Genomic DNA, 17,641 nt, shown 5'->3' with positions numbered 1-17,641 from the left:
CTAGCGTCGCTGCGTAACTACCATCAAGCCAAGACATAGTAGAGATAATATCACCAGATAGAATGTTACAAGGAAAGACTGCAACAATTTTGCCCCGTTTAGACCGGGCAAATTTTTTATAAGGGGGATTTTACGCCACTTCTCTTGCAAGTGAGCATAATTAAAGTAGGTCAGGATACCCAATAACAATGCAAAAGGTATTCCGGCGATTGCCATAATAGGTACTCCCGGAATAAGCCCCAGCAGCCCTACAAAAAAGATACCGATATAACCCAAACAAGTAAAAGCCACCCCAGTAGCGCCGCCAAATTGTCGCTGTGCTTCAAAATCCAGTGTAGGGTCTAATGCTGCCTCTCGTTCTAACCAATCAAATTCCTTAAATTTAGGCAACTTGGGTTTGTGACCATCCGGCGTTACTTCAGACACAAGAGATGTTTGATCGAAACCGCAAAAATTACAAAAACGGGATTGTTCGGGTATTTCTTTTTGGCAACTTATACAAATCATCGAGTGTTATTATAATAGCCCCATAGGTTTGAACACAATACTTTGGGTGAAGAATGTGCAAAGACATGTGAGAATCAAAATGACTTGACAGAGAGGGGTCAAATGCTTATAATACTCACTCGCAGCCAAAAACTAGGATGAAATTGTCTGCCTGAATTAGGGGAACGAACAAGTTCGCCCCATTTTTAAGAAGCTAAAAAGACGATCCGCTCGCGCTATATCGGCGTTTTGTGGCGGTAGGAGGAAATGCCGTGTTCGCGGTTGTTGAATCGGGAAGCAAACAGTACAAAGTCGAAGCAGGTCAAACTATCCAAGTTGACCGCTTGCTAGGCGATGAAAACGCGGAAGTCCAGTTAGAGAAAGTTCTACTTATCTCTGCTGATGGGGGAGTAACCGTTGGAACGCCTGTAATTACAGGTGCAGCGGTGCGTGCTACTATAGTTAGCCATGATAAAGGCGAAAAGTTATACATCTTCAAGTATAAATCCAAGAAGCGTTATCGCCGTAAAACCGGGTTCCGCTCCTCCCTGACCACTCTAAAAATAGAAGAAATTGTGACGGGCAATTAATTGTCTCGCCGTTATACAGGAAGGATCTTTTAGATGGCTCATAAAAAGGGTGTAGGTAGCTCTAGAAACGGGCGCGACAGCAAACCTAAATATCTGGGCGTAAAGAAATTTGATGGCGAAGTGGTACTAAGTGGCAACATTATAGTTCGCCAACGTGGTACCCGTATTAAAGCCGGATTGAATACTGGACTTGGTCGAGACCACACCATTTTTGCTACCGTGCAAGGGCAAGTCAAATTTGAGTGGGACAGCAAGGATCGCAAGCGCGTAAGCGTTTATCCGCTTGAAGTCGCTGCCCAGTAGTAAATAATCAATATAGGAAAAGGGGTAGCACGTGAAAAAGAGCATCCATCCCCGCTATGAGGAAACCACCATCACATGTATCACATGTAACACTCAGTGGCAAACTCGCAGCACTCGGCAGGGAATATTGAAAGTTGAACTTTGCGCTCATTGCCATCCGTTCTATACTGGTGAGCAACGTATTGTTGATACCGCCGGTCAAGTTGATCGCTTTATGAAGCGCCTTAGCCAACAACGGCAGGATACCAAGGCGAAGAAATAAAGCCATTCTCTGACCCAGCGGGTCATGTGAAAACGAAGGGTTGACGTGTATATAAAGCGGCAGCCCTTTTTTTGTCTTAACTACACAAGGAGATTGCAGCCATTGTACGGAGATAATCCAAATTTGCAGCGCCTCCATGTCCAACGTCAGGAAAGTGGCGGGTGGATAGAAGTTATTTGCGGTAGCATGTTCAGCGGCAAAACTGAAGAGTTAATTCGCCGTATCAAACGTGCCACCATCGCCCGCCAGCAAGTACAAGTCTTCAAACCAGCGCTGGATAATCGTTACTCTCAAGAACAAGTAGCATCGCATGCTGGGTCATTTTTCAATGCCATTCCGGTTAGCAATGTTGCCCAAATGCGACAACTCCTCAATCTTGAAGCAGATGTAATCGGCGTTGATGAAGCTCAATTCTTCGATAGTGACCTCGTAGCCTTTTGCCGCGAAGTGGCAAACGCCGGAAAGCGCGTTATAGTAGCCGGGCTTGACCTCGATTTCAGAGGTGAACCATTCGGACCTATGCCATACCTCATGGCAGAAGCGGAACAGGTTGATAAGTTGCACGCCATTTGCCTAGTATGTGGCGCACCCGCCAGCCGCACCCAACGCCTCATCAATGGGCAACCCGCCAGTTACAATGACCCGATTATTCTGGTAGGAGCAACCGAAAACTACGAAGCCCGTTGCCGCCGCCACCAGATAGTTCCGCGCTAAAGCCACGAAATGCCGGACAGGAAGCAAATTCACATAGCGCTTGATTGTCGCTATGCCCAATCACACTTTCCCGGCATTGGTCGCTATGTCTATAACCTTGCAGCAGGATTTACAGAACTAACCGAACCCTCATTTCAGCTGAGCCTCATTTATAACGCCAGCAATACCTCTTACGACTTTGCCAAGTTAGTGGCATCCTCTGGAAAGCACATCGAGATTATATCTACAAAGATAAAGCCGTTTTCCCCGACAGAACAATGGCAGTTACCGCTGCTGGCAAAACGCCACCGCTTTACCCTCTGGCATGCACCTTACTATATCCGCCCCTATCTAATGCCTTGCCCGGTTATTCTCACCGCTTATGACCTAATCGGAAAAATAGTGCAGGGAGCGTTACCCGGAAAAAAAGCGCGACTAGCCTTTGAACTCACCACGCGCCTTGCCTTCCGTAGTTCGCAACGAATAATCACCCTGTCGCACTCAGCCGCCGAGGATATAACCAGACTTTACAAAGTTAACCCTGAAAAACTCAGAGTAATTGCGCCCGGTATTGAGCCGAAATTTCAGCCGCTAAATAAAAACGAAGCAGCACGTCTGAGACATCAAATGCAGTTACCAGAGCAGTATGTACTGTTCATCGGTACTAACAAGCCCCACAAGAACCTGAATCGCCTCCTAGAAGCTTTTACGCTATATTTGCAGCGCCACCCAGAGTCGTCAATCCAACTTGTGCTGGCAGGACGGGAAGACCCCCGCTATTCGCCCGAAATCAGGGCTAAAGTTGGAAAATTAGGTCTAACAGGGCGCGTGGTTTTTATGGGAAACATATCTGACACACAATTGGTCACACTGTATAATTGCGCTACACTCTATATCCAGCCTTCCTTATACGAGGGTTTCGGGCTACCGATACTTGAAGCGCAGGCTTGCGGTCTGCCGGTAATATGCTCAAATCGTGGTAGCCTAGCGGAAGCCGCCGGAGAACATGTACCATTATTTGACCCTTATAACCCGCTTGACATTGTAAATAAAATTGAACTAATGCTAAATGACACCGTGTTAATGTTGCAAATGCGTGAGCTTGGATTAGCTCGAATTGCCGAATTTAGCTTGAAAAAAGCAGCAGAAGCGACTCTCAAAATTTACAACGAAGTGTAATTTTAGTAATTATGAAGATACTGCACCTTTATAAGGATTACTACCCTGTAATCGGCGGAATCGAAAACCATGTGCGATTGCTGGCAGAAGGGCAAGTTGCAAGAGGACATGAGGTTGAAATACTGGTTACAAACTCAAGCTTTAAATCCCAACAGCAAATGCTGAATGGCGTTAAAGTTACTAAAATCGGGCGTTGGGCGCATTTCGCATCCACCCCCTTAACTCCTCTTTATCCCTTACACCTGTACCGGCGCTTGCTTTCCTCACCCCCAGATATAATTCATTTGCAAATGCCCTACCCGCTAAGTGAAGTTAGTTGGCTTGTCGCTTCTATTTTTAAATCCAAAACCCGCTGTGTAATCACCTATCAAAGCGATGTGGTAAAGCAAAAGAACATTATGCGCTTTTACGCCCCAATAATGCGCCGGGTATTAAAGAGCGCGGATGTAATCATTGCCACCAGTCCGAACTATATACAGACATCAGCATTTCTCAAACCATTTGAGCCTAAATGCCGGGTTATACCATTGGGAATTTACAACGAACCTTATCATCATTCCGACCCCGCGCAAGTAGCGCAGATAAAAGCGCGTTATAATACCCCATTAATATTGTTTGTAGGGCGTTTGCGTTATTACAAGGGCTTAAATTACCTGATACAAAGCATGCTGGAAGTGCCTCCTCCAGCGCATCTACTCATTATTGGGCGAGATGGCGTAGAAAATGCGTTACACACGCAATGCCGCGATTTAGGGTTGGATTCGCGGGTTACATTCCTGCCGGATATATCCGATGCCGATTTACCCGCTTATTATAATGCATGTGATATTTTCGTTTTACCATCTGCTGAAAGAAGCGAAGCTTTTGGGCTGGTGCTGGTAGAGGCAATGGCATCCGGTAAAGCGGTAATTAGCGCTGAACTTGGTACTGGCACGAGTTATGTAAATCAGGATGGTATTACCGGGCTAGTAGTTCCTCCCGCTGATGCAACCGCACTGGCAGGAGCTTGTAACTATTTGCTAACTAATCCGATTCTTCGTCAAAGATTAGGGGCGCAAGGTAGAGAAAGAGCATTGGTAGAATTTAGCGCAGAAATGCTACTGAATAGAATTATGACTATTTACGAGGATATATTAAAAACATCCTGAAAATTTCGTAATCAATTTTGTTATGTTCTGATGTTATACTTAATATATATTAATAGGGTAATATACGTTTGAGCTTGATTTAGTATAACAAAGTGCATGTAACGTGGATTAGGATTTAACTATAGCGGATATTGCTTCTAGCGATAATGAGCTTCATATGCTGGAATCCGGTTCTGAACCAACACCTGAAGGTACTAACTTGCAGGTAAATGTTGAATCTGAAATAAATTCTGACAGTAACCCTTCTAGGGCTATTGATGTTGCTCACCTAAATAATAGCGAATTGGTGCAAAGACAGGCACGTGAGCTTGAGCTACTCCATCAAATTCGTAGTGCCTTGATTTCCAATTTTGACTCAGAAAACGCCCTTCACTACATAGTTGATACAGTAGCCACCACATTTGGCTACTCCATGATTTGCCTCTATTTGCTTGAGCAAAACACCCTGCAATTGGCAGCACAGCAAGGCTACCAAAATCTAAAGCCTGAAATCAATATTGCTGACAGTGTTTTTGGACAGGTGCTTAAATCCGGCACTGCCACACTATTAACTGAAACAACCTCTGAGTCGGATAACCGTGATGCAAAGTTGGATAACCACTATCAAATCGTTGTGCCGCTTATTCGCACAGGTAACGAGATTGTAGGTGTTCTTTGTGTTGAATCAACCGGAGTACCACTTGACGAACATGATCTACGACTTTGCCAAGCCGCCGCCGATCATTTAACTTTAGCAATTGAACAAAATCGCCTTTATCTTAGCGAACTCAGACGCGCAGACCAACTTGCCGCTCTAAATAAAATCGGTCGCGAATTAGTTTCTATGCTGGACGTGGCTGATATTTGCACCCATATCACCGGCACAGTTCGCAAAAAGCTAGGTTATTACAGTGTGAACCTCGGTTTAGTAAAAGAAAATTCCTTGTTTTTCACCGTTGGAGTAGGTGAAAACCCTTTACCGATAAAATATGATTTTGAAGTAGCCTTGAGCAAAGATTGCCTTATCACTTACGCCTATAGGCATGGAGAATTGGTTTTAGTTCAAGATGTTACCCAAGATGAACGCTACAAGGAATCCGAGCTTACGCCTGATACCTGCGCCGAAATTGTTATTCCTTTACGAGAAACCACCAATATTTTGGGAGTTCTGGAAGTACAAAGCGACCGTGTTTATGCCTTCGATGATGATGAGGTTATCTTGCTGAAAACGTTAGCAGACCAAATCACTATTGCCCTTTCAAATGCCATTCGATTTGAAGATATAAAACAGCAAAAAGAAGAACTCGCAAGAGCAAATAAAGCCCTCGAAGAAGCCAACCGTTTGAAAAATGAGTTACTGGCAAACGTCAGCCATGAATTGCGTACACCCCTGAATTCAATCATGGGCTACATTGACATGATACAGTCGCAATTCTATGGAGAAGTCCCCAGCACTTTCAATGACCCGCTCGAACGAGTTGTACGTAATAGCCGCCGCTTACACAGTATGATTAACGACATGCTTGACCTCGCAAAACTGGAAGCAGGGCGCGAAACTTTAATGGTAGAACAATTTTGGCTAGAAGAAGTAATACGCTTCAATTGCGAGCCTTTCAATGAGCAAGCACAGGGTAAGGGGCTAGAATTCAAATGCATTGTTGAAAAAGATTGCCCCAAAATTGTCGAAAATGACCAGAAAAGATTGGTGCAGATTTTGACTAATCTGCTCGCCAATGCCATTAAATTTACTCATAACGGCAGAATCACAGTCGAAGTTGCACCCGCAATTGCGCCGAGTGGCGGTCCCGGCTATAGTATCAAAATCACCGATACTGGCATCGGAATTTCAAGCGAAGATTACGAAAGTATCTTTGAGAGTTTCCGTCAGGTGGACGGTAGCACTACCCGCACTTTTGGCGGCGCTGGTATGGGTTTGACCATCTGCCTGAAACTGATACGGATGATGCTCGGATCTATTAGTGTCGAAAGCGAATTGGGAAAAGGCAGCAGCTTTATTGTAACTTTGCCAAGCAGCGTTACTACTCCCACTACCCTACCCGTTTCCCGCGTCTTCAGCGACTAAATTATAGCTTTGCTCATTTAGTTCGGTTTCCCATGCTTTTCTTCAGTTTGTGTAAAAAATCAACAGTGTATTAGAATTTGCTAACCCTCATAAATAAGGTACAATATCCCAACCAAATTCCATAGAGCAGTAACCAAGTTTTTATATTCAAAAATTATACGAAAATTTTGAGAGAATGAGAGGAGTAAACTACGATGAGTCTCAATATGGCAATGCTGCTAACTGAGAGCGTGCGAAACAACGCCACGCGAAATGCAATCCTGTTTGATGCCTTTAAAATGAGTTATGCCGAATTGCATGGCGCTTCTAACAAGATTGCCAATATACTCACCGACATGGGCTTGGAGCAAGGGCAAAAGGTGGCGTTAATGTTGCCCAACATCCCACAATTTCTTATCTGCTACTACGGAATACTCAAAGCCGGGGGTGTAGTTGTACCTTTGAACGTTCTATTCAAAACAAACGAAGTTGCCTATCACCTTGAAGATAGCGAATCAGTAGTTCTATTTGTGTGGGAAAGCTTTTTGGCTGAAGCCTTGTCCGGATTCCGTCAGGCGGAAACCTGTCATAAACTGGTGGTAATCAACGCGCCGGGCAGTAACGCTAAACCGGAAGAAACCGCTATCTATAGTTTCAACGAACTGATGGCGGGGGCTTCTCCTGCTTTCGATATTGTGCAGACCAACTCCGATGATACTGCGGTTATTCTCTATACCAGTGGTACTACTGGCAAACCAAAAGGCGCTGAATTATCCCACTTTAATATCTTCATGAACGTGCGTTCGATAACTCGCGAACTGGGAGTCACATGGTCAAATGAAGATATAGGACTGGCAGCCTTGCCGCTCTTTCACTCCTTCGGACAGACCTGCATGATGAATGCGATAATTAGTGTAGGAGGCACACTGAGTTTAATGGCTCGCTTCGACCCGGTGAAAGCCTATGAGATTATCGAGCGCGACCACGTCACAAAATTTGCAGGCGTTCCTACAATGTATTTCTACCTGCTCAATCATCCAGACCGCAAAAACCACGACCTCTCCAGCCTCACAATGTGTTCTAGCGGTGGCGCGGCAATCCCCGTTGAGATCTTGAGCCTCTGGAAACGAGAGTTCGGTTTTGATATACTCGAAGGTTATGGCTTATCCGAAACTTCTCCGGTAGCCTCCTTTAACGTAACCTTCAAAGAGCCTAAAGCCGGGTCGGTAGGCATTCCAATCTGGGGCGTAGAAATGGCAATCATGAACGAGAAGGGCGAAAAACTCCTCCCCGGAGAAATCGGCGAAATCGCCATTCGTGGGCATAACTTAATGAAAGGCTACTACCGCAAACCGGAAGCTACCGCCGAAAGTATTCGCGGCAATGGCTGGTTCTACACCGGAGACATCGGCAAAGTGGACGAAGATGGCTATTTCTTTATCGTTGACCGTGTGAAAGACATGATAATAAGGGGCGGCTTTAACGTGTACCCGCGTGAAATCGAGGAATTGCTATACTCGCACCCGGCGGTTGCGGAATGTGCGGTTGTCGGTGTCCCGGATTTAGTACATGGGGAAGAAATTAAAGCGGTAGTGGTGCTAAAAGATAATTTTTCAGCTTCAGAAGATGAATTGCGCGAATATTGCAGAGAGCGGATTGCCGCTTATAAGTACCCGCGCTATATTGAAGTCCGGCGTGAACAATTACCCAAGAACGCCACAGGGAAAATCCTGAAGCGCGAATTGCGAACAGTGGACTAGGCTTTCCCCAAAAACTCAAGGGCGGTGCGTGCGGCTTCCTGCTGAGCTTGTTGCTTGGTAGTACCGCTCCCTCGCCCTAAAACCTGCTCCCCTATCTTTACTTCAATCACAAAATTGGGTTGATGTTCTGGTCCACTGGTCTCGAGTAACTCATAAACCGGGGCAATATGATGTAGGCGCTGCATCTCTACTTGCAAGCGGGTTTTATAGTTCAGATGACGGTTTTCCTGCAAAATCACTTGCAATTCTGCGCTTACCAACGGCAACAACCAAGCTGTTACATAATTAATTCCTTTATCAAGATACATTGCCCCCAAAATCGTTTCAAAGGTTGCCGAGAGAATAGCCGGTCTGCTACGCCCCCCCGTATTGGCTTCACCTTTGCCAAGCAACAAAAACTCGCCAATTTCAAAACTGGCAGCCCATTTCGCAAGGGTTTCGCGGCGAACTAACGCACTACGCAAATCTGTCAGACCACCCTCCGATTGTTCCGGGAAAGTCAGATAAAGATGCTCGGCAACTATTGCGCCCAGTATTGCGTCCCCCAAAAACTCCAGACGCTCATTAGACTCAAGCGTACCACCCTTCTCATTCAAGTAAGAGCGATGCACTAAAGCTAATTGAAGAAGGGCTTTGTTGCTGAATTCCAACCCAAGCCGCTTCTCCAAATCTGCCAAATTGTCTGAAAGTGTCACGGTTTTATAAGAATCACAATAAAGATAAGAGCAACCGCGATTACTAACATAGGCATAATTAACACTAATGCGGCAGCAGCATTATTATCATGGACTATCTCGTAAACAAGCCCCTTGCCATAAGCTTCGTCATTCTCATCATCTGCCAACGCGCTATTCCACTTTGTAAACAAGCGGTTAGTAATATAAGTCCACGCCACGCAAATCAGGAAGAATAGAACTGCCCAAGGAGCCATACTGGCAATTATCAGTAAAATATCTTTTGCATTTAGCAAAAAATAATTCTGCTTACTTTGGGTGGGGTCGGAGGGGACGGATTGTAAAGCCTGATCAATTACACCGGCAACAAAACCAACTATTAATACCACCACAATAAAAACAAGGCTATAAATCAGAGTACGGGCTTGCTCTCGTTTTTCTGCTTCGTTCGTTATCATTTTGCGAGGCTGCCTCGCTTGATACATACCCGGCGGTGGCTGAACAGGGGCTGTACGCGGGGGCATTCCGGGTACCGAAGGTTGTTGTTGCGGTTGAGGGGGTTGTTGAGGCTGGCTCATAGCTCAAATCGCTCCTTTCCAATGACCAATCACATCATTTTTTTAGTGACATTAGGTTTCTATAGATTTAGTGTAATATCAAAATCGGCAAGTGTCAAAACTAATTTTTTAACCTTTATCACTTTACCAAAGGAATCTTGAATGAGCCGAAAAGCTATCTCTGATAAAGCGGTTTTGTGCAATAAGTCAAGTCTTTGTGCAATATGCCTAAATTAATTCCATTCTTATTCGGTTCTAATGTACCTTTACTTGTTTATACAAATTTCATACAATTGGCTTTGTAATAAATAACTAAAAGTCCTTTTCTTTTTAAAATCACGAGGTTCCTTTCTTTGCTGATACAAAATAAGGCTCGCCTTTTTAGAGGGCGAGCCTTTTATTTACGCCCGTATCAGGATTGATACAGTTGAATTTATATTAACTTGACGGGGTAATTTCAAGCTGCTACTATTGCGACTTGAGGAATAACCCATGCCCTACCTGTTACCTATTGGTCCGTGGCATCCGGCGCTAGATGAACCTGTTTGTTACAAGCTGGAAATACACGGAACTAAAATAGAAAAGGTCGAAATTGAGCTTGGCTTTAACCATCGTGGGGTTGAGGGTTTATTGACTCAACTTTTGCCACATCAATTGCCCGGCGTGGTTGCTCAAATTTGCGGAAAATGCTCTTATGCCAATACGTTGGCAGTAACATTAGCCCTTGAAAAACTCTCCGGTCTTAACCCGCCACTTCGCGCCAATTATATCCGCACCGTAATGGCAGAACTCGAACGCGCCGCCAGTCATCTTGCCAACTCTGCACGCACCCTCCGAATGCTTGGAAAACGCCTGATTGCCAGCCGTCTTGAGGAAGAAGCCGAAGGGGTACGCCAGTTATTGGCGGCTTCTGGCAACCGAATACACGATACTTTCAGTATTCCGGGCGGAATTATGCGTACCCTTGCTTTACCGATGGAATTTCAGGTAGCCGTGGAGCGTTTGCGTAAGAATGTTTATGAATCGGTTAGCCAATTGCTGGACAACCGCCAACTAGAACACCGCACCGAACATATCGGGGTAATATCGGCGGAACTCGCTGACGAATACGGGTTGGTGGGAACTGTAGCACGTGCCAGCGATATTCCCGATGACATCCGTCGCTCAGAACCTTACGCCGCTTACGGGGAGCTTGATTTCCGGGTAGTAACTCAGAATAGTGGTAGTCTTTATGCGCGGTTGGTAGTACGCTTGTTAGAAGCGCTGGAGAGTCTTAACCTAGCAGGACAAGCTCTTCTCAAAATGCCTGAAGGCAAGCTGAAAGATGAACAGCTTCTACCCTCAGCTTTTCCGCCCGACAAAGAAGTATATTCTCTGGTAGAATCACCGAGAGGGGCGCTTTTTTGTTATGTTGCTTCGGATGAGAAAGGTTGCATAGCAAGGCTAAAGTTGCGCCCCCCTACAATGTGTAATCTGCCTGCTTTGCCCTTCTCGTTGCTCGGACAGGACGTTGAGGACGCGGGAGCATTACTTGTATCGCTAGACTATTGCATGGCATGTGGAGAAAGGTAACACTTGAATCCTTTTGACATTTTGTTACCTATAAGCATTATTTTGCCGCTCATAGTAGGCGTTGCTTTTTTCTTCTTCGGCTGGCTTTTTGAAACAGAACAAGCCGCGCTTGCCTCTCTCGCGGTATTGGTTAGCATTGTTACGCTGGCAGGGCAAATAGTGCTTGGATTTGGAGTCGCTTCCGGCAATACCTCCGCAACCTTGTTTAGTTGGTCTCCCTTACCGGAAGCAAATGTACAAGTTGCCTTTCGAGCCGATACACTTTCCTACTTCTTCACCCTTCCACTGGCAATATTAAGCTTCTTGGTTATCATCTATTTGGTAGCAAGGCAACCTTCTGCCGAAGAAGGCGATGCAATAACGGGCGGCAGGCTATATGGTCTCCTGTTTCTGGTAGAAGGTTCAGCCTTAGCAGCTTTCTATTCGGCTGACCTCATTTGGTTATACGGTTGGATAGAAGCTTTAGGTTTATGGCTTTATTTGCTGGCAGGTCCCGGTTTGCGAGGAGCAAGCGCATCGCGTTCCAGTTTCTATGCCTATGTTGTTAGTGTAGCGGGGGGGTTCATCATTCTTGCCCCTTTATTGGTGATAGTTTCACGCAACGGCGGCATAACCCAATATGCTGCAATCTCGCCTTCCTCCATCGAAACGCTTTTCTTTGTGCTGATATGGGTCGGAGCGATGATTAAAACCGCGCAATTCCCCTTCCATGCTTGGTCTGGCTCCCTTAAAAACTTGCCGGGGGGCGCATTTGCGCTATTAATGGCGGGTGGCATATTGCCTGTCGCACTCTATTTACCAACACGGTTGAATAGCATTGCCGGTGACAGATTAGACTTATTTAAAGCAGCCTCACCGTTATTATTACCCGTAGGAGCTATTTCTGTATTGGCTTGCGGATGGATGGTAGCCAAAGAAGCTGACCTAATAGGCAAGGCAACTTATGCCGCTTCCGCTCAGTTTGGTTTTGTAATAATTGCGCTAGGTCTAAAACAGTTTAACGCCGCGGCATGGCAATTTTTCGCCCTTAGCTTATCGGTTCCAATCCTGTTTTTATGCGGAGATTTGCTTCAAATTGAAAATACGCCACTATTGAAGAAAGGACGAGAAACTCCCAAACCGTTAGAACGTTCACCCCATTATCGAGGCGCGTTGATAGCACTTTATTTGCTTGGAATGGCAGTGGCGGTGGGTTTACCGCTCACCCCTGCTTATATTTCGCGCTATACCACTCTGGAAAATCTAGCAACACAAGGCTATGGCTTTTACTTAGTAGTTGCGCTGGTTGGTTTGATGATATTAGCAATTGGGCTTTCAAATGGGCTAATAACCTTCTTGACCGTAGAAAGACAGACGGTGGATGGGCGCAATCTCATAGCATGGATACCACCGGGAATGGCGGGCGTTCTCGGACTCTGCGCTATAATAAGCGGTTTTTCCCCATCTCTAGCTTCTGGTTGGGTAGAGCAACTTCCAACCAAGATGAGCGCAGAAACAACAGCCACAGCAAACGCTAATTTTATTTCAACCGGGTGGTTGGGGCTAGTAGTAGTAATAGGCGCACTGGTATTATTTGGAATTTACCTCAAGTTTGGCAGTGTAAATGCCTCACCTGCCTATCAAGGTGGCTTGCTTTTTGGAGCGGAAGAAGAAGAAGCGCAACGTAGGCGCGAGAGCAAGAAAAAGAGCCTGAAAATTTACAAAGAAAGTATTCCCGCTGGTTTTGATGACGACTTTTTCAAAATCGGCACGGAAGCCATCAAACCTACCGCCCCGCGTGGTGAAATCCCACTTCGCCTAAGCATTAATGATTATTTTAGCTCTTTCCAGCATACTGCCCGCTATATAATACGCATATTCGATACCGGCTTTTTGGGAGGTTGGTTCGGTGGAATCGGTCTTAAAATTTTGGGTTTTATTGTGTGGTTGCTGGAATGGATGACTGAAAAATTTTACGCGGCGCTGGCGGCTTTGGCAGTAATATTTTTTATCTTCCTGCTGACAAGGTGATTTCGTGGATTTTCTGACATTAACCGCCGATAATTATAGTTTCTATATAGGGCTGCTGGTAGCAGCCTGTGTAGCGTTGGCAGTGTACAAAGACTGGCTGATTTTAACCCCCGCGCTGGTCTTTCAATACTTTGTGGTAGCGGTAGTAGCTAACGACCAGAATGGAACTGCCCAGCGGGTAATGCTCGGCTCAATTCCACTAGCAGTTTTTCTCAAAACTATGTCTGGAGTTATTGCCGCGCTTATAATATTTCTAACCGGTTATGCAATTATATTTGAGCGGCGCAGGTTGAAACAACAAGAAGCTGAAGAAGAAGCAGCAGGTACCGGCGGGTTGCGACGCTTTTTTCGCCGCCAAGAGAAAGAGCAACTCACTCGTTTCCGCTATATTGATTATATGCTGCCAATAGGTACAAGCATTATTGCAGCAGTTGCTACCTATGCGTTTGCAACGCTGTTGCCTTTCTCTGGCAACTTTCTAGGAGATTTCGCCTTTTACTGGACATTCTCGATTGGCGTTACCATTATGGTAGTGGGCAGCGACATTCTCAAATTGGGTATTGGCTTGTTAACCGCCTTAAACGGTGCAGACCTACTCTATTCACTATTACGTAGCGGTGATAATCCGTTGGTCTTAGGCTTTAGCGCAGCAATCACCATTTTTCTGGCGCTCCTGATTTCATATCTTGCCATACTTTTCTACAATAAGCTTAAAACTCTGAACTTGAGTGATGCTTTCACAGCCGGTAGAAAGGCGGTCAAATAAGTGCCTTTTACGGTTATCGTACTACCTTTTGCAGCTACGCTGTTTCTTGTGCTGATAGAAGCATTATTTCCGGCTGCAAAATATCGTTGGAGCTATAAAGTAGCAGTAACTATAGCGGTAGTCGGATTGGCGGCAAGTATTATAATGGTGTGGGTTGAAAACCCGACTAACGCCGATACCGCTTTCTTCTTCACTCCCCTAGCCCAGCTATTTTTAACATTCCTTTTTATCCTAGCAAGCATCAGTTTAGTGGTAGCATTTTTTACCGATAACTTGAAAAGTGGACGTTATGCTCCGGTAACACTCACCGTTTGCGGCACAATTAATGCTGCGCTTTATATTAATAACGTATTTGTAGTAACCCTCTGCTTTGTAGCCGCCGAATTTTTTAGCATTATCTCGGTTGTGGATGTAGGCGCAGAAGACGAAGAACGCTTTGTACGGGTGGTTAAAAGCGCAGTACGCTACCTGATAGTCACGGTGCTATTCGGCTTGCTCTTGTTTGTGGCACAGGTTTTTCTAGAACGAGTACGCCTAGACCCACAGCAAATCGGGCTGATTAAAGTAATTGTTGCGCTCGCGATTACAGGTTTCGCCTTACGTTTTGGCGTTTTCCCCTTTAACCTTTGGCTACCACAGATACTTGAAGATGCTCCCGCGCTGGCAAGTTGGCTGGTGCTAGGACTTATAAACGGCGCAGCAGTTATATTCTTAGTAGATTTTTTGCAACAAAACCCAACCCTTTTGCTAAATAATACTAGCCAAACTTTGCCGGTCATGGCACTTGGCATGGCAGGAGCAGTTTTATCAGGGCTATTTGGGATGGCGCAAAGCAGTTTCGGTAAAATGCTAGCTTATACAGGCAGCGGAAACTTGAGCTTGCTACTATTTGGACTGGCAACGCCCCACACTACCGGATTACACGGAGCGGTCTTTGAAGCGGCAAATTTTGCTTTAGCGCAATTGCTCATTTTCACCTCGTTAGCAGTAATATACTATTGCAATTACGAACGAGTGGTGACAGGGCTTAGCGGGTTGGGAAGGCGCATGCCGGTTGCAACTGTAGGATTGAGCTTCGGGATGCTGGCGTTGGCAGGGGTACCCCTAATCAGCGGGTTTCCAGGCAAATATCTAATCCTGCAAAGCGCCGCACAAGAGGGAATCGGCTGGGCTTTACTCGGTGGACTTGCCATCACTATGTGGTTACTTGCTTACTTGCGGTTCTTCCATAATCAGTTTATGGGACGAGATGTACCCGGATTAAAAACAAAAGCCGAGCCTATTGGTACAAGTGCAATAATCTTGCTGCTGATTGGAGTAATGATATTTTTTGGTATTTGGTCATCGCTACCGTTGGATTGGTTGGGAAGCGCGTTGAAGGCAGCATGAAAAAAAACAGGCTATCCGTTGCGGTTTTCCCGCTTAATATTGGAGGTTCCAACGCCACAAAGCTGGAGTTTGAGTCTATTTTTGTGCCGCCCTACAATGCCGGACATTTCGGTATTTATTTAACTTCCAGCCCCAAACAGTGCGACCTAATTGTTATTACCGGAACAGGCACAGTAAAAATAGCTGAACACGCGATGCGGTTAGTGGAAAGTCTCTCGCCTGATATAAAATTGGTGGTATTGGGTTCTGATACCATTAGCGGTGCGCCATTTGCCGGATGCTATGGAGTTGCAGGTCCAATCCAACCCTCAGAATCGGTTAAGGATACAGACTTAAAGTTACCGACAGGCAGGAAAATTGATGCTTATCTGGCAGGTTCTCCCCCTGACCCGCAAAGTATTCTCGATGCTATTCTGGAGCTATACCAATCGAAGTAATGTTGTACCAACCAGCAAAAGGGATATGTACTTTAAGAGGTGGCATTTATGATTGACTCCGCACAAAGTCCTGAACCTAAATCCCCGCAGCACCGCTTCAAAAGGGATTATCCCGACCAATTACCGCCCCGTGAGAAATTGCAACAAAAAGGTGTAATGAATTTAGCCGATGACGAATTATTGGCTATCTTGCTTCGAGTAGGCGTATCCGGTGAAAGCGTGCTAGAATTAAGTCGGCGTTTGTTGCATGATTATGGTGGGCTTACAGGCTTGAGTCGAATCCCCTTTGATGAATTGTGCCAAGTGCGCGGGTTGGGTGAAGCTAAAGCCAGCCAATTAAAAGCAGCGTTAGAGATGGGGCGACGCTTGCTGGTGGCAAACCCTGAAACCCGCTCCACAGTTCGTACCCCTAATGACGTAGTTGGTATGCTGATGTTGGAGATGAACCAGCTTGAACAAGAAGTGCTGAAAGTAGTATTACTGAACACCAAGAACCAGATAATTCGCATAAGCGAGGTATATCGTGGTACACTAATGAGCAGTAATGTGCGAGTAGCAGAGCTTTTTCGTGAAGCTATAAGGCAAAACGCTACCTCGATTATTTTGGCTCATAACCATCCAAGCGGCGACCCAACCCCTAGCGCGGATGATGTGCGTGTTACAGGAGACGTGCAGAAAGCCGGTAAATTAATGGATATAGAATTGTTAGACCATCTTGTTATTGGACATCAGCGTTTTATAAGCATGCGCGAAAAAGGTCTAGGATTCAACGAATAACATCCAGAATTGAATATTACGGCAACATGGTGTATGATACCCTCATAAACTCCCAACGAGGGGTATTAGGTTTGGTGTGCCTTTCTAAGAAATAAGCCAAAGAGAAAATAATGCAAAATAATCTTTCAAAAGTAGAAACAAATTACAAAATTGATGCTGCTCAACTCGAACGCCTAGTAGAATGGTTGCGTAAATCTAACAGACCACAAAGTTTGAAATCTCTGACTAGGCGGTATATCGAGCTTTTAAAGGAATCCGCTGGCGTAAAATAGCGCAGATTAAGGAGAGGTGTTTTTAAGAAATGGCACAGCTATATCAGCCGCCCAAATTGGATCTCGCAGGTACTCCCGAAGAACAGAGCCTTGCTCAGGAAGTTTTTGCGCTGATGCGAATGCAAGGTGTGACTATGTCCGCCCGCGCCAATATTCGCCAGTCTCTAGAGAATCTGGCTCAGTTCTTTGCCGAACAAAAATATAAAGGGTTTGACAACATTGATGCGTTAGCCCCAATAATTGACAAAGCCTTATCTGCTAATGCTGCCGTTTTCTTGCGAGAAGAAAACGAAGAAGGGCAGGTTATATTCAAAACTACTAAATTAGGGATTGCGCCTGCTGCCGGACCGGTTGTATATGACCACCATAGCTTCAAAACTCGCCTTTTTGAAGGAGCTAAAGCGGTAGTGCCTATGTCTGATGAGGAAATACATGCTAAAGCGGTTGAAACACCCGCTCGTCAGGAAACAACTTCCACATTTGCGCTGCCTTTACCGTTTGCGGCTGAACCAAAAACAGCCAATATTGAGCAAAAAATTGTAGCAAAAGAGACTGTCGCGCCGCCTAAGCCTGTTGAAGCTAAGCCCACTGTCGTCGAGACTGTCGCACCGCCTAAGCCTGCTGAAGCCAAGCCCACTGTCGTTGAGACTGTCGCGCCGCCTAAGCCTGTTGAAGCCAAGCCCACTGTCGTTGAGACTGTCGCGCCGCCTAAGCCTGTTGAAGCC

General features: G+C 45.6%; 19 protein-coding genes. 16 read left to right on the top strand and 3 right to left on the bottom strand.

Features of this window, described 5'->3' with window-relative positions; genetic code table 11:
- Entirely contained in the window at positions 1-426 is a 426-nt protein-coding gene (locus tag WCK19_RS02285; protein WP_342395732.1) for a hypothetical protein, read from the bottom strand.
- A gap of 332 nt (positions 427-758) precedes the next feature.
- Here WCK19_RS02285 and rplU point away from each other — a divergent pair, with 332 nt between their 5' ends.
- From rplU to WCK19_RS02245, 8 genes are all read left to right on the top strand, one after another.
- Positions 759-1,076 (top strand): 50S ribosomal protein L21, encoded by a 318-nt coding sequence (gene rplU, locus WCK19_RS02280; RefSeq protein ID WP_342395731.1) that lies wholly within the window; start codon positions 759-761, stop codon positions 1,074-1,076.
- 33 nt (positions 1,077-1,109) lie between these two features.
- Positions 1,110-1,379 carry a 50S ribosomal protein L27 gene (gene rpmA, locus WCK19_RS02275; protein ID WP_341468966.1) on the top strand — a complete coding sequence of 90 codons (270 nt, stop codon included), beginning with the start codon at positions 1,110-1,112 and terminating at the stop codon, positions 1,377-1,379.
- 31 nt (positions 1,380-1,410) lie between these two features.
- Entirely contained in the window at positions 1,411-1,641 is a 231-nt protein-coding gene (gene rpmE, locus WCK19_RS02270; protein WP_342395730.1) for a 50S ribosomal protein L31, read from the top strand.
- 102 nt (positions 1,642-1,743) lie between these two features.
- Positions 1,744-2,355 (top strand): thymidine kinase, encoded by a 612-nt coding sequence (locus WCK19_RS02265; protein WP_342395729.1) that lies wholly within the window; start codon positions 1,744-1,746, stop codon positions 2,353-2,355.
- Positions 2,356-2,364: 9 nt separating this feature from the next.
- Entirely contained in the window at positions 2,365-3,513 is a 1,149-nt protein-coding gene (locus WCK19_RS02260; protein ID WP_342395728.1) for a glycosyltransferase family 1 protein, read from the top strand.
- 11 nt (positions 3,514-3,524) lie between these two features.
- The gene (locus WCK19_RS02255) at positions 3,525-4,661 is read left to right on the top strand and encodes a glycosyltransferase (protein ID WP_342395727.1); all 1,137 of its coding nucleotides are present in this window, start codon (positions 3,525-3,527) and stop codon (positions 4,659-4,661) included.
- Positions 4,662-4,818: 157 nt separating this feature from the next.
- On the top strand, positions 4,819-6,723 hold the full coding sequence (locus WCK19_RS02250) for a GAF domain-containing protein (RefSeq protein WP_342395726.1): 1,905 nt from the start codon (positions 4,819-4,821) through the stop codon (positions 6,721-6,723).
- Between the two features lie 194 nt (positions 6,724-6,917).
- Positions 6,918-8,462 carry a long-chain fatty acid--CoA ligase gene (locus WCK19_RS02245; RefSeq protein ID WP_342395725.1) on the top strand — a complete coding sequence of 515 codons (1,545 nt, stop codon included), beginning with the start codon at positions 6,918-6,920 and terminating at the stop codon, positions 8,460-8,462.
- Here the strand turns inward: WCK19_RS02245 and rnc are convergent.
- Positions 8,459-9,157, bottom strand: coding sequence for a ribonuclease III (gene rnc, locus WCK19_RS02240; RefSeq protein WP_342395724.1), 699 nt, complete (start codon positions 9,155-9,157; stop codon positions 8,459-8,461). The two genes, WCK19_RS02245 and rnc, sit on opposite strands and share 4 nt — an antisense overlap.
- Positions 9,154-9,714 carry a hypothetical protein gene (locus WCK19_RS02235; RefSeq protein ID WP_342395723.1) on the bottom strand — a complete coding sequence of 187 codons (561 nt, stop codon included), beginning with the start codon at positions 9,712-9,714 and terminating at the stop codon, positions 9,154-9,156. The genes rnc and WCK19_RS02235 overlap by 4 nt, the downstream gene beginning before the upstream one ends.
- 471 nt (positions 9,715-10,185) lie before the next feature.
- Here WCK19_RS02235 and WCK19_RS02230 point away from each other — a divergent pair, with 471 nt between their 5' ends.
- The 8 genes from WCK19_RS02230 to WCK19_RS02195 all read left to right on the top strand — a co-directional run.
- Positions 10,186-11,265, top strand: a complete 1,080-nt coding sequence (locus WCK19_RS02230) for a hypothetical protein (protein WP_342395722.1) — start codon at positions 10,186-10,188, stop codon at positions 11,263-11,265.
- A 3-nt stretch (positions 11,266-11,268) separates the two neighbouring features.
- Positions 11,269-13,275, top strand: coding sequence for a proton-conducting transporter membrane subunit (locus tag WCK19_RS02225; RefSeq protein ID WP_342395721.1), 2,007 nt, complete (start codon positions 11,269-11,271; stop codon positions 13,273-13,275).
- A gap of 4 nt (positions 13,276-13,279) precedes the next feature.
- Positions 13,280-14,041 (top strand): hypothetical protein, encoded by a 762-nt coding sequence (locus WCK19_RS02220; protein ID WP_342395720.1) that lies wholly within the window; start codon positions 13,280-13,282, stop codon positions 14,039-14,041.
- Positions 14,042-15,430: a proton-conducting transporter membrane subunit gene (locus tag WCK19_RS02215; protein ID WP_342395719.1), complete on the top strand. Its 1,389-nt coding sequence runs from the start codon at positions 14,042-14,044 to the stop codon at positions 15,428-15,430. It abuts the gene before it with no gap.
- Positions 15,427-15,867 carry a hypothetical protein gene (locus tag WCK19_RS02210; protein ID WP_342395718.1) on the top strand — a complete coding sequence of 147 codons (441 nt, stop codon included), beginning with the start codon at positions 15,427-15,429 and terminating at the stop codon, positions 15,865-15,867. The genes WCK19_RS02215 and WCK19_RS02210 overlap by 4 nt, the downstream gene beginning before the upstream one ends.
- A 48-nt stretch (positions 15,868-15,915) precedes the next feature.
- Positions 15,916-16,644 carry a DNA repair protein RadC gene (gene radC / locus WCK19_RS02205; protein ID WP_342395717.1) on the top strand — a complete coding sequence of 243 codons (729 nt, stop codon included), beginning with the start codon at positions 15,916-15,918 and terminating at the stop codon, positions 16,642-16,644.
- Between the two features lie 110 nt (positions 16,645-16,754).
- A complete protein-coding gene (locus tag WCK19_RS02200) occupies positions 16,755-16,916 on the top strand; it encodes a hypothetical protein (protein ID WP_342395716.1) in 162 nt (53 codons plus the stop codon).
- Between the two features lie 29 nt (positions 16,917-16,945).
- On the top strand, positions 16,946-17,641 hold a 696-nt coding region (locus WCK19_RS02195; RefSeq protein ID WP_342395715.1), incomplete at its 3' end, for a hypothetical protein.

The sequence above is a fragment of the Candidatus Chlorohelix sp. genome (assembly GCF_037138995.1).
Lineage (GTDB): Bacteria > Chloroflexota > Chloroflexia > Chloroheliales > Chloroheliaceae > Chlorohelix.
The sequence above is the reverse complement of the archived record's forward strand: the minus strand, read 5'-3'. Positions and strand labels throughout refer to the sequence as shown.